This is a genomic window from Pseudomonas migulae NBRC 103157 (assembly GCF_002091715.1).
Lineage (GTDB): Bacteria > Pseudomonadota > Gammaproteobacteria > Pseudomonadales > Pseudomonadaceae > Aquipseudomonas > Aquipseudomonas migulae_A.
The window spans coordinates 35795-48322 of the sequence record NZ_BDAG01000024.1; the positions used below are offsets into that span (position 1 = coordinate 35795).

At 59.1% G+C, this 12528-nt stretch carries 10 protein-coding genes and 1 pseudogene; 3 read left to right on the forward strand and 8 right to left on the reverse strand.

All coding sequences use genetic code 11. The annotated features are described in order from the left end of the window. Nucleotide 1: 1 nt before the first annotated feature. From PMI01S_RS18260 to PMI01S_RS18270, 3 genes are all read right to left on the reverse strand, one after another. Nucleotides 2–808, reverse strand: a complete 807-nt coding sequence (locus tag PMI01S_RS18260; RefSeq protein WP_084321445.1) for an FAD binding domain-containing protein — start codon at nucleotides 806–808, stop codon at nucleotides 2–4. Next, nucleotides 805–3804 carry a xanthine dehydrogenase family protein molybdopterin-binding subunit gene (locus tag PMI01S_RS18265; protein ID WP_084321447.1) on the reverse strand — a complete coding sequence of 1000 codons (3000 nt, stop codon included), beginning with the start codon at nucleotides 3802–3804 and terminating at the stop codon, nucleotides 805–807. Before PMI01S_RS18265 ends, PMI01S_RS18260 begins: the two co-directional genes overlap by 4 nt. Nucleotides 3805–3967: 163 nt before the next feature. Then, on the reverse strand, nucleotides 3968–6178 hold the full coding sequence (locus PMI01S_RS18270) for a putative bifunctional diguanylate cyclase/phosphodiesterase (RefSeq protein WP_084321449.1): 2211 nt from the start codon (nucleotides 6176–6178) through the stop codon (nucleotides 3968–3970). A 221-nt stretch (nucleotides 6179–6399) separates the two neighbouring features. On the opposite strand from PMI01S_RS18270, the pseudogene PMI01S_RS18275 reads away from it, so the two are divergent. The 3 genes and pseudogenes from PMI01S_RS18275 to PMI01S_RS31225 form a co-directional block, all read left to right on the forward strand. Then, nucleotides 6400–6616, forward strand: a pseudogene (locus PMI01S_RS18275) (LysR substrate-binding domain-containing protein); the annotation flags it as partial. Nucleotides 6617–6951: 335 nt separating this feature from the next. Beyond that, nucleotides 6952–7248, forward strand: coding sequence for a hypothetical protein (locus PMI01S_RS18280; protein WP_084321451.1), 297 nt, complete (start codon nucleotides 6952–6954; stop codon nucleotides 7246–7248). Between the two features lie 60 nt (nucleotides 7249–7308). After that, nucleotides 7309–7449 (forward strand): hypothetical protein, encoded by a 141-nt coding sequence (locus tag PMI01S_RS31225; RefSeq protein WP_371850928.1) that lies wholly within the window; start codon nucleotides 7309–7311, stop codon nucleotides 7447–7449. Between the two features lie 21 nt (nucleotides 7450–7470). Here the strand turns inward: PMI01S_RS31225 and PMI01S_RS18285 are convergent, their stop codons facing one another. The 5 genes from PMI01S_RS18285 to PMI01S_RS18305 form a co-directional block, all read right to left on the reverse strand. After that, the gene (locus PMI01S_RS18285) at nucleotides 7471–8370 is read right to left on the reverse strand and encodes a LysR family transcriptional regulator (protein ID WP_084321453.1); all 900 of its coding nucleotides are present in this window, start codon (nucleotides 8368–8370) and stop codon (nucleotides 7471–7473) included. 121 nt (nucleotides 8371–8491) lie between these two features. After that, a complete protein-coding gene (locus PMI01S_RS18290) occupies nucleotides 8492–9628 on the reverse strand; it encodes an FAD binding domain-containing protein (RefSeq protein ID WP_084321455.1) in 1137 nt (378 codons plus the stop codon). Between the two features lie 38 nt (nucleotides 9629–9666). Further along, on the reverse strand, nucleotides 9667–10779 hold the full coding sequence (locus PMI01S_RS18295) for an alkene reductase (protein ID WP_084321457.1): 1113 nt from the start codon (nucleotides 10777–10779) through the stop codon (nucleotides 9667–9669). Nucleotides 10780–10816: 37 nt separating this feature from the next. Continuing rightward, nucleotides 10817–11461 (reverse strand): DsbA family oxidoreductase, encoded by a 645-nt coding sequence (locus PMI01S_RS18300; protein WP_084321459.1) that lies wholly within the window; start codon nucleotides 11459–11461, stop codon nucleotides 10817–10819. Nucleotides 11462–11573: 112 nt separating this feature from the next. Continuing rightward, entirely contained in the window at nucleotides 11574–12491 is a 918-nt protein-coding gene (locus PMI01S_RS18305; RefSeq protein WP_084321461.1) for a LysR family transcriptional regulator, read from the reverse strand. Between the last annotated feature and the right edge of the window lie 37 nt (nucleotides 12492–12528).

Sequence of the window (12528 nt, forward strand, 5' to 3'; positions counted from 1 at the left end):
TTCAGACTCCTTCGATCAGCTGGTGACCCAGCTCGCGAATCAGTTGGCGGCGATAGGCAGCGCTGGCGTGCACATCGTCTTGTGCATCGAGCGACCAGGCGGTTTGATTGAGCGCGTCCGGCAGCTCCGCACCACGAGGCAGGCTGCGACGTTGCGGACGGTCGGCGACCCCGCCGATGCCGAGTTCGACCTGGTCCGCGCCGATGGCAGCGGCCAGGGAGACAATTGCAAAGTCGCCGTGGCGCATGGCGATCTCGCGGAAGCGATAGGTAATGCCTTCGCGCTTGAGCGGAAAGCGCACCTCGACGACCAGTTCATCCGCACGCTTGTCGGTGGTGAGAATGCCTTGGAAGAAGTCGGCAGCCTTGACAATGCGCTTGCCTTTTTTCGACTCCAGAACGATCTCGCCACCCAACGTCACCAGGCACAGCGGCAACTCGGCGCTCGGGTCGGCATGAGCCACCGAACCGCAGACTGTGCCGCGATTACGCGTCTGGAAGTGACCGATCCAAGGCATTGCCAGCGCCAATAAAGGCACCTCGTCCATCAGGGTCGAACGCGCCAGCAACTGCGCCTGTCGTACCCCGGCACCTACCGCCAGACAATCCTTGCGCAGTTCGATATAGGCCAGGTCAGCCACATGATTGATATCGATCAGCAACTTGGGCTGAGCCAGGCGCATGTTCAGCACCGCCATCAGCGATTGGCCACCGGCGATGATGCGAGCTTCCTGGCCGTACTCGGCGAGCAACTCAACCACCTGACGACGGTTGTCAGCCCGAACGTAATCGAAAGCAGCCGGTTTCATTGCGCACCTCCCTTGCCAAACAGCGCGCCAAGCGAGGCCCGCAATCGCGCCCACCACCCGGTGGAGATGGCTTGGCCGCTGACCCGTTGTGACAGGCGAGTAAATATTTGTCCGATGATCACTTTCGAGGCCCCTTGCAGCATTCGGCCGCCGACCGCGGCGACTTTGCCGCTGACCGCCACCTGGTATTGGTATTCCAGGCGTGTGTGGCCATTTTCCAGTTCAACGAAACGCACCTTGGCCTGCCCCTGGGCCGACCCCATCGAGCTGCTGCCGGAACCGGACAGACGCAATGAATGCGGCGGGTCCAGATCACTCAGGGCAACCTTGGCCTCGAAGCGCGCGCGGATCATGCCGACGCCGACGGTGACGTCCGCGCGGTAACGGTTTTCGCCTTCAAGCACGAGGTCGTGGCAACCGGGAATGATCGCCGCCAGCGTCTGCGGGTCGAGCAAGGTATCGAAGACCTGTTGCGGCGAAGCAGGAATCACCACCGAGTCGTTGGCCCGCAGTGCCGGTCCACCGGCAGGTGCTGCGTCGAGGTTTTCATCGGCCTCCATACCGGCGGGCCGTGGTGGCTCGTCGATGCCGATGAGCGTGCGTACTTTCGAGGGCGTCAGTGGCAGACGGATGTCCGATCGACCGAGGGCGTCGGCCACCGCGTTGGCGATGCACACCGGCGTGCTCATATTGTTGCCCTCGCCCACACCCTTGGCGCCCAGTGGGGTGAATGGCGATGGCGTTTCCATGTGCAGGATCATCGGTTCGATCACTTCCGGTGCGGTCGGCACCAGATAATCGGCGAAGGTCCCGCTCAGGAAGCTGCCGTCCTCGCCGTAGGCGAATTCTTCCATCAGCGCCGCGCCGAGGCCTTGGGTGAAGCCACCACGAATCTGGCCATCCACCAGCGCCGGGTTGAGCAGGCGGCCGGCGTCATGGCAGGTGACGTAGCGATCGATGTGGATCTCGCCGGTCATGCGGTCGATTTCCAGACCACAGATGTCGAAGACAAAGCCGTAGCACAGCGAGCTGTTGACCTGATCCTTGTCGTCCGGTGCCTCCAATTGCGGCGGGCTCCAGAAGGCGGTTTCGCGCAGACCGCCGCTTTCACCTTCCGGCAGCAGGCCCGGCGACCAATGGGTCGCACCGGCAATCCGATGGAATGGCGCCACCGCCCCGCCATTGACCACAAAAATCTTGCCACCCGCGAAACGAATATCTTCGGGACTGGCCTGCAATTGCTCCGCGGCAATCGCGGCGAGGCGATCACGGATCTTCAGCGCGGCCTTATAGACGGCACCGGCCACAGCACCGGCGAAACGGCTGGAATAGTTGCCCGAGGCAATCGACCACGCGTCCTTCTGAGTGTCCAGCTCGACGTTGACCACGATGGATTCCAGCGCAACCCCAAGCACTTCGGCGACGACTTGAGCGACGGTGGTTTGATGGCCCTGCCCTTGCGGTGCCGAGGACACATGCACACTGACGTCACCCAACGGGCCGACGTTGATGGTTGCGGTGGCGACAGCGCCGTTTTTCGGACCGGCCTTGCGCCGCTCTTCGGGCGTCATCGCGGTGGTGATGTAACCCATGTTGGAAATCGAGGGTTCGATGACCGCGGCATAACCAATGCCATAGATTCGGCCTTCGGCACGCGCCTGATCACGACGTTTGAGCAACTCCTCGAGTCCGCCATCAGCCGCCGCCAAGGCAATGCCTGCCTGGTAATTGCCGGAATCGAGCAACGCACCGGCTGCCGCGCGATAAGGGAAGGCATCGGCCGGCACCAGGTTGCGGCGGATCACGTCCAACGGATCAAGCTTCAACTGCACGGCGATGTGTTGCAGCAGCCGCTCAAGGGCGAAATACACCTGCGGGCCACCAAAACCACGGTTCAGGCCGGAAGGGGTTTTGTTGGTCAACACCACGCGGTTGCGCACTTGCAAATTGCGGATCGCGTAAGCACCCGTCAGGTTGCCGTGCATACGGTAAAAAGTCGCAGGTTCAGGCGCTCTCAGGTAGGCGCCACAATCGTCGATCTGGTCATAACGCAACGCGGTGATACGGCCATCGGCTTCTACCGCCGCTTCAATCTCGGTCACCCGATTGGTCGCCGAAGAAGCCCCCTGAAGATGTTCCAGACGGTCCTCGACCCACTTCACCGGTGCGCCGACCTTGCGTGACGCCAGGCCCATCATCACCACGTAAGGGAAAACCCCTTGCTTGATGCCAAAGCTGCCGCCGGAATCTTTCGGTGTGCGCAAACGCAAGCGGTTGCCGGGCACATTCAGTGCCCGGGCCATGACCGTGTGCAACGCATAGGGGCCCTGGAAATTGGCCAGCACGTCATAAATGCCGGTGGCGCGCTCGTACTGAGCCAGCACCACATAGCATTCAATGGGTGTGCAGGAACTGCGCGGAAACTTCACTTTGAGCGAGACCTTGTGCGGCGCCTGTTCGAAGGCCTGCTCCGGCTCGCCATAACGAAAGCGCCGTTCGTTGACCACGTTGCTGCCGACTGCTTCGTGCAGGATCGGCGCCTGTTCGGCGGTGGCCAGTTCAGGATCGATGATCGGTGGCAGCGGCTCGTATTCAACGCGCACCCCTTCGATGGCGTCCTCGGCCAGATAGCGGCTCTCGGCGATCACCACCGCCACCGGCTCCCCGACGTAACGCACCTTGTCGACGGCGACGCACCAGTGCTCCATCGGCTGACGCACACCCACCGGGAACGGCAGCGCCCAGCGTTTGACGTCTTCGCCGACCAGCACGCCGTGCACGCCTTTCATCAGCAGCGCACGGGAAAAGTCCACCGAGGTGATACGTGCATGAGCGTGGGGTGAGCGGATGATCGCCGCATGGAGCGTACCCGGAGGGATCGCAGCGTCATCGGCATAGCAGCCGAGGCCGCGCAACAATGCGGCGTCCTCGACACGGGTCTGACGGGCGCCGATGTGGCCGGTCTGGCTTTCGGTAGCAGGCTGGAAACTAGTCATTTTTTTCGCGGCTCTTGTTGTTGTGCAGCGCGATAGCGTTAGAGCCGAGTGTGTGAGAAAGGCGCGGGGAGCGCCTTGCCTGAGGAGAGGGAGTTCTGCGCTGGGGTCTGAAAATTTGCCTTAGCGTCTGATTTTCAGGTCTGGGTCCAGACAGAATTGGCGGTCAGGGATGGGACGCGGGATGGCTCAGGAAAGCTTCGATTTCTGCATAGGGCATCGGTTTGGCAAAGTAATACCCCTGAAAAACATCGCAGCGACTGCCCTTCAGAAAATCCACCTGAGACGCCGTTTCCACGCCTTCGGCGACCACCGTAAGGCTGAGGTGATGGGCCATGGAAATAATGCCTTGGGTGATCGCTGCATCGTGATGGTCAGTGGCGATTTCCTGGATGAACGAGCGGTCGATCTTGATCTTGTCGATGGGCAAACGCTTGAGGTAGCTGAGGCTGGAAAAACCGGTGCCAAAATCATCGAGCGCAATGAGCACCCCCAACGCCTTGAGCTGGTGCAACGTGTCGATCGCCTGTTCAGCGTTATGCAACAGAAGCGACTCGGTGATCTCCAACTCCAACTGCTCTCCACGCAGTCCATGTTTCTCCAGGCTGGCTTGGACACACTGGACGAAATGGCCACGCTGAAAATGCATCGGCGAAATATTCACCGCCATCGAAATGCCCGTGATGCCCTGCTCGCCTAGCTGGCGCAGCTGCGCGCAGGCCGTATCGAGTACCCAAAGGCTCAGCGGGATGATCTGACCACTGTCCTCTGCCACCGGCACAAACACCGCTGGTGAGATGAATCCTTTTCCCGGATGTTCCCAGCGCAACAACGCTTCGATCCCGACCACCCGACTCGTGAGCGCGTCTATCTGCGGTTGATAATGCAGCTTGAACGACTGAGTTTCGATAGCCTTTTGCAGGTCATTGCGCAGGCTCGCGTGCTCGCAAACGCGCTGATTAAGATCGCTGGTGTACCATTGAAAGTTATTGCGCCCTTGCTGCTTGGCTTTGTACATGGCCATGTCAGCCTGCTGGATCAGTTGCATCGGCTGCTCGATGTGACCATCACTCAAGGTGATGCCGATACTTGCACTCACGTGCAGGTCAATGCCCTGGATGCAGTAGGGTCTGGCAATGCTGGCCATCAAGCGCTCGACCACCGGTACAACGTCCTCATCACGAAGCAGGTCCGGCAGCAGCACGATAAATTCGTCACCGCCCATGCGCACGATGGTATCGCCGGGACGAACCTGCCGGGTCATACGCTGCGCCACCTCAATCAGCACCTGATCGCCGAAGTAATGTCCGATCGAATCGTTGATGGATTTGAACCCATCCAGATCAATGCACATCACCGCCAGACGACGCTCACGCCGACGGCTGATGTGACAATCCAGAACAAGCCGGTCTTCAAGCGAAACACGGTTAAGCAAACCGGTCAGGCGGTCATGGCTGGCGTTGAAGCTCAATTGGCGCTCGAAATGCTTCTGCTCGCTGATGTCACGGGCAATGCCAAATACCCCGACGATCTCACCGTTGACCATGATCGGCAGATTAGAGATGTCCATGGTCAGCAGTTTTTGACTCTCGTCGAGAACCCGTGCCTCGAAGCGCTGAGGTTCTCCGGCGCGGGCTGCGGAAAAATGCTGACTGACCCGTTCCAGGTCTTCTTCGAGTACCAGATGGGAAAAGTGATGACCAATGAAGTCGGTCGCGGTGTGCGGTTTCAGCTTCAGGCCTGCCGGATTCACACTCTGGATGTTGCCGGCCAGATCGAGGGCGAACACCGGGTTGGGGTTGTAGGTAAACAATGAACGAAAACGTTGTTCGCTTTCCTCCAGACGTTGGCCGTCACGCTCATGCCGGATCGCAATGACTGCCAGCTGGGCCGCGCGGGCCAGTCGTTGAATTTGCGCCTCATCCGGCGCATTCGTGCGGTTCTGATACAGGGCAAACGTACCCAACACGCTTCCCAGATGGGAGAGCAAAGGCACCGACCAGCAGGAACGCAGGTTATGCCCCAGCGCCAGGCCTCGAAAACGCTCCCAGTTTGGATCTCGGGCGATGTCTTCGGTGACCACAAGCTCGCGCCGGAACGCTGCGGTGCCACAGGTTCCTTCATGTGGCCCAATCAGCATTCCATGAATCGCGTCACTGTATTCGACCGGGAGGCTGGGCGCCGCGCCGCTAAGCAAGCGTTTGCCCTCGGCATCAGTGAGCAGTATCGAGCAGAAGGTTTCGGGGGCCTGATCGTCAAGCATCTGGCAAATGGCGCAGAGTATGTCGACCAGATGATGATCGGTCGCGATCATACCGAGAATGTCACGTTGCGACTCAGGGAATGTCTTGCTGTGAAAACCTGGACGAGTATTCATGGTGGTTCCTGAAGACTCTCGAGGTCGTCCGGTCTTCAGAGAGCCTGGAATAGTAGGCGGCCGATCACTGTCCACTAGTGCGTCGGACGCGCACTCTATAGAGCACCGACCAACTAAAAAAAGGCTCAGATCCAACATAAAAAACAGTATCAGATTGCCGCCGTCTGGCTGACTTCGCTTTCTCGACTCGCGGCAATTTCTCGGCCAATTTCATCCACCTCCTGCCCACCCTGCGCGCAGCCGTCGCCGGCTGCGGGCTGCGGGCTGGCTTTCCTGCCCGAAGATATGGTGCAGAAGGAAATTACTGACGGGAGCCTGGTGCGGGTGCTGGAGGACTGGTGCCAACCCTTTCCCGGGTATCACCTCTACTACCCTAACCGCCGTGAACATTCGACTGCGTTTGGCGTAGTGGTTGATGCGCTACGTTACAAGCGCTGAGGAAGGGGCTATTGCTGACGCCTGCTCTCGATTAGTGAAGGGCTGGTTTTGGCTGTGGATTCAACCGGTCGAGAGGGACTGCTTTCGATTGTCCAGAGCGGACATTTCTTTGGTTCCCAGAAGCTACGCTGTCAGTTGCCGAGGGCTATGGATATCCAAATGTTCCTGCGGGGTCGGTTTATGGTTGAATAGTTTGCGTCTTTTGCGCCTTGCGAACAGACGCCACGTCTGCTTTTCGATTCCCCCCAGAGAGCTATTCGGCCTGTCGTATACGCGCTAAAATGCGACTGTCAACCGCCTACTCGTTATCAGCTGATTAGAAAGATGGAGCTTTTGTGTTCGCAGCTATTCGCTTCCGCATTTACTGTTTCATCGGTGCGCTGGTATTCCTATTCGTTGCTTATGGGATGGGCCTGAATCTATATGACGCTCTGACCATTTCGGATTTCAATGCGGTAACGACATATCGTCCGCACACGATGATGGAAAACGTTGTATATGAAGAGCTGCAAAAGCGCTTCTTTTCGAATCTGTTGCTCAAAGCTTTTTCTTTCATTGTATCCGTCGCATTAACGCTCGCTATGCTATGGGGGGTGCTGAGGGGACCGGGGGCCTTCAAGCGCCGGGATTAACAGCCTCCTGCTCGCCAGCTTTGGTTCGAGCCTTCAGGACGCCTGATTCGCGCCGACTGCTTGCCCCTCGACGAAACCTCGATCACCGCCCTGCAACACCTGACGGACTTCCTCCAGCGTTGGGACTTCATTCCCCAACGCTTCGATGTCCGCGACTGGATCGATCCGCGTCCGCTGGAGGAGGTTTGTCGGGTGATCTGAATCCGGTTTCACAAGACATGCTCAGGGGGCGAGTATTTCCTGAAGAAATTCTATGAACACATTGATGCGACTGGAGCCGCGATGGTTGGGCAGATACAGCGCATTGATGCAGGTGCTCGCACTACCGGGGTTGACCTCATACTGCTCCAGCACGCGGGTCAGCCGGCCCGCGCCAACATCGTCACGCACCAGCCAATCGGCCAGCAGCGTCACCCCGCCACCGGCCAACGCCGCCTCCCGCAGAATGTCGGCATTGTTGCTTTGCAGCCTGCCCTGCACATTCAAGCGAATGACTTCTTCATCGCCCTGGAATGTCCAATTGTGGTGGCCGGTGCGGTAATCAAAACGCAAGCACTGATGGTCCAGCAGATCACGGGGGTGTCGGGGTAATCCGGTACGCGTCAGGTATTCGGGACTCGCCACCACCCAACGCTGGAAATCACCCACCTTCTTGCTGACGATGTCATCACTGACGACCGATGAACCGAGACGCACCGACACATCGATCTGCTCGCTGAGCAAGTCACTGACCTCGTCACTCAGCGAGAGGCTGATCTCCAGGCCCGGATGGCGATCGAGCAGCCGACTCAAATGGGGAGCGATGATACGCCGGCCGAATTCCACTGGAACGCTGGCCCGTAAACGCCCTTGGGCTTCGCTGCCACGGTCGGCAACGACGGCGTCGGCTTCATCGATTGCTTCGAGGATCGCCACGGCTTTGTCGAAATAGCTCTGCCCCGCCACCGTGACGCTGGTATTGCGCGTGGTGCGGTTAAGCAGGCTGGCGCCCAGCTCACTTTCCAGCCCCGCGACCTGCCGCGTCACCGACGAAGTGGAGATGCCAAGCTTGCGCGCTGCTGCCGAATAACCACCACAGCGTACCGTTTCGACAAACATTTTCAGCGCCAGCAACTTGTCCATAAGCGGAGTCCATGATCGAAAAGTGAAGTTGATGACTATGCATGACCAGGCTCTGAGTGTCTTGCATGGCTGTGCTCAACCCCGGGACTCACCGGAACGAAACGCACAATGCCAATCAGGATCAACTGATGCCCATGATCCGGTTGCCCATGCTCACACCCCAGTCCCCCATGCGCTTGCCTTCTGCAAGTTGCAGTCGCTGCCAGGCCAGCAAGGCTTTATCGATGTCGCCAATGTCTTCGATCGCTTGCGCCAGGGCCAGTGCATTGCGGGCCGCCTTGGCCGTGCTTCCCGCCGTGTGAGGGCGCGGCACAAAAGCAGCGTCGCCCGTCAACAGCACGCGGCCAAACACCATTCGGGGGACGTTGAGATCAAGAATCGCCTGTACAAAAATATCCTTGGTCTGGCGAATCAGTTCGCGAAAAGCAGGGTTGGCATGTTGCTCACCCCTCTCTCGAATATAGGCATCCTGCTCGACGGCCAACGCCCCGGGTGGCACAGAGTGGCTAAGGCGATGGCCATTCTTGTCAGTGAGCACAGCGTCCAGTTCCGGCCCTTGTGCCGCTTTCAGATACCAGAGCCAGTTGAACCGTCGCTCGCCAGGATTAACCGAGCCGTTCAGGCCCGGCACCATGTATTCCAGCATCAGCGACTCAGGGTCCTGCTGAAACACAAAGTCCTCGTAGATTTGCGCCTGTGCGAAGTCTGGAAGCCGGTGCTCATCGACCAGACCACGCCAGACCACATAGCCGGAATAGGAATACCCTGTGCCTGGCAACACCAGGCTTCGCACGGTTGAACCCGCGCCATCGGCACCGATCAACAGATCCCCCTCGACGCGGCTGCCATCCTCAAAAATCGCCGTCACGCGTTGCTCATTCTCAATCAGGTCAACCAACGTCTTGCCACGGTGATAGTGCTCGGCAGGGAACGCTGAGAACAATGCGTTGTAAAGCGTGTTCCAGGACGTCTGGGTTTGCGGCATCGGCTCTTTGTGCACGACGGTGCCGGCTCGATCCAGATACAGACGATCATGGGACCGGACACCGAGCGCATTGGCGTGATCAATGCCCGCATAGCGAAAATGTTGCAGGACATCCGCTTGCAGAACGATGCCACCGCCACGGCTATCCATCGCCGCGGGGGATCGCTCGAAAATGTCGACGTGCCAGCCAATCGCACGCAACGCCGTGGCGGCGAACAACCCGCCCAGGGAACCACCAATGACCAGGGCCTTCGGAACGTCTGGACTCTTCATTACCTTTCTCCTCGTAGCCTGGTGATTCCCACCCTGCGTTATGCCAACACCGGATAGTCGATGTAGCCCTTGGCGTCGCCGCCAAAAAAGCTGCTGCCGTCTGCCAGATTGAGTTCGTTACGGCCACGCAAGCGAGCCGGCAAGTCGGGGTTGGCAATGAACGGGCGACCGAAAGCGATCAGGTCGGCACGCCCCTGCGCGATGGCCTGTTCGGCCGTTTCGCCGGTGTAACCACCCGCCAGCATCAGGACGCCGTGGAAGTCGCTGCGCAGTTGTTTGATGATCGCGTCCCAGCGTGGATCGTTACTTTCGTCGAGCACGGTGCCGACCATCATCGGTTCTACCAGGTGCAGGTAAGCGAGGTTCCAGTGGTTGAGTCGGGAAGCAATGTAGCCAAAGGTCTGTTCCGGGGTGTCATCGTCCATCCCCATGAAACGCCCCATCGGTGTCAGGCGAACGGCAACGCGCTCGGCACCGACTTCTTCGGTTACGGCCTCCACGACTTCAAGCAGCAGCCGCGCACGGTTTTCGATACTTCCACCGTAGCGATCACTGCGCTGATTGCTGGCGCTGTTGATGAATTGATCGAGCAGGTAACCGTTACCCGCGTGGATTTCCACACCGTCCATACCGGCAAGCAGCGCATTGCGAGCGGCCTTGCGGTAATCGGCAACGATCGCTTCGATCCCCGGAATATCAAGCTCCTGTGGGACCGGCACATCACCCCAGACGCCCTCGCCCTTTTCATTCAGGATGAACGTCTTGCCGGGCACCGGCTGCGCGGTCGGTGCCACCGGCAAGCCGCCGTTGGGTTGAAACACCGGGTGCGACACCCTCCCCACATGCCAGAGCTGCAGGAAAATGCGCCCGCCTTCTGCGTGTACGGCCTCGCTGACCGCTTTCCAGCCCTGAATCTGCTCGTCGCTATGAATGCCGGGCGTCCAGGCGTATCCCTGGCCCTGCTGCGAAATCTGGGTAGCCTCGGTAATGATCAACGCCGCACTGGCACGCTGACGGTAGTACTCGACGTTCATCGAGGTCGGTACGTTGCCAGGTTGCCCCGCACGGGAGCGAGTCAGCGGCGCCATGGCGACGCGGTGATCGAGGGAGAGCTGGCCTAGTTTGATGGGGCTGAACAAATGGTAGGTCATGATGAATTCCTGATGAATAAGGTTTGAAAAAAACGGCTTACGCAGCCTGGTTTCGTCTGAGTATCTGGATCATTACTTCGACGGGCTGGGCGCCACTGATCATGTCGTCTGCGATCTGAATGCTCGGAACCGAGCGCACGCCGGATGCCTTGGTTATCGCTTCAAGCTTCAACACCTCAGCAGTGCCTTCATCGGTGTTGAGAAAGTCGACAGTGGCCGCGCGGTCCAGCCCTGTTTCGGCTGCGATGTCCGCCAGCACATTGAGGTCGCCGATATCCCGCCCTTCGCTGAAGTAGGCCTTGAAAATGGTCTTGACCAGCAAGGAAGCGTCTCGGCCCGCCTGTTGTTCCCGCCATACCAGGCGATGACCCGCCAGGGTATTGGGGGTCCTTTCGATACGCTCATAATCGAATTCAAGACCGACAGCCCTGCCGGCGTGGGTAACCTGTGCGTCCATGGCCTGGCTACGCGCCCAGCTGCCGAACTTGCCGGAGCGATAGGTTTTACGATCCATGCCCTGAACAGGCATGTCCGGGTTCAACTGATACGGCAGGAAAACAACCTGGCGGTCAGTTGGAAAATTCGCAGCGACAAGTGCGCGTTCCAGATGCTCTTCACCGATCCAGCACCATGGGCAGATGAAGTCGTAAGTCACGTGAATCGTGGATGGGTGCACACTCATGAGGGTCTCCATGGTTGAATGTTTTCACACCCCCAAGGTAGGCACCCGGGCTCCGTCAGAGAATCCACCTGTTGCACAACGCAGCGTTTCGTAAAACGCAAAGGTGCGCAGATCACCCCTCGAGATGACTTTCCGATCCGAGCAGTTTGGTCAGGAAATCAATGAACGCATTGATACGTTTCGACCCGCGATGATTGGGCAGGTACAGGGCCGAGATCGCCGAACTTGCGCGGTTCGGATTGACGACAAAAGCCTCGAACAAAGAGGTCAGGCGACCACTGTCAATGTCATCGTCGACCAGCCAGTCGGCCAACAGCGCCACTCCGCTGCCGGCCAGCACGACTTCACGCAAGACCTCGGCATTGTTGCTCCTGAATGGCCCATCGACGGGCACACGGACCTCTTCCCCCTTATCGGCAAATGTCCAGACCTGCTGCGGCGCGCCATAGTTGAAGCACAGGCACTCGTGTTGCATGAGGTCCATGGGCCGGTCGGGAAATCCTCGCGCATTCAGATACTCAGGGCTGGCAACTACCCGGCGGCGAAAGCTGCCGATACGGCGACTGATCACCGCTTCCATCGCCGCAGGCGACCCCAGCCGGATCGATAGATCGATGCGTTCGCCGAGCAAATCGACGATGTCGTCGGACAGGGTCATGTCCAGGATGAGCAGTGGATAACGCGTCAAAAGCGCACGGATATGAGGGGCGATGAGGCGGTGTCCAAACGCCACGGGCACTGAAATACGCAGCTCGCCAGCAGGGACTTCTCCTCGATCCGACACCGATTCGTCTGCGTCCGCCATGGCGTTCAGGATATCCCGGGTCTTCAGGTAGTAAGCACCACCGGCATCGGTCAACGTGATTTGCCGGGTAGAACGATTCAGCAACACGGCACCGAGCTCATCCTCAAGCCTGTCGATCATTCGGGTCACTGAAGAGGTGGCCAGATTGAGTTGTCTGGCGGCAGACGAAAAGCCCTTGGACTCGACCGACTGGACGAACATCTTCAGCGCGAGCAGCTTGTCCATGAAACTCCTTCAACGTCATCGGTACGCTCCTTGAGGA

Coding starts and splice junctions, on each gene's coding strand:
- PMI01S_RS18260 (WP_084321445.1), bottom strand. CDS start 808: ATGAAACCGGCTGCTTTCGATTACGTTCGGGCTGACAACCGTCGTCAG.
- PMI01S_RS18265 (WP_084321447.1), bottom strand. CDS start 3,804: ATGACTAGTTTCCAGCCTGCTACCGAAAGCCAGACCGGCCACATCGGC.
- PMI01S_RS18270 (WP_084321449.1), bottom strand. CDS start 6,178: ATGAATACTCGTCCAGGTTTTCACAGCAAGACATTCCCTGAGTCGCAA.
- PMI01S_RS18285 (WP_084321453.1), bottom strand. CDS start 8,370: ATGGACAAGTTGCTGGCGCTGAAAATGTTTGTCGAAACGGTACGCTGT.
- PMI01S_RS18290 (WP_084321455.1), bottom strand. CDS start 9,628: ATGAAGAGTCCAGACGTTCCGAAGGCCCTGGTCATTGGTGGTTCCCTG.
- PMI01S_RS18295 (WP_084321457.1), bottom strand. CDS start 10,779: ATGACCTACCATTTGTTCAGCCCCATCAAACTAGGCCAGCTCTCCCTC.
- PMI01S_RS18300 (WP_084321459.1), bottom strand. CDS start 11,461: ATGAGTGTGCACCCATCCACGATTCACGTGACTTACGACTTCATCTGC.
- PMI01S_RS18305 (WP_084321461.1), bottom strand. CDS start 12,491: ATGGACAAGCTGCTCGCGCTGAAGATGTTCGTCCAGTCGGTCGAGTCC.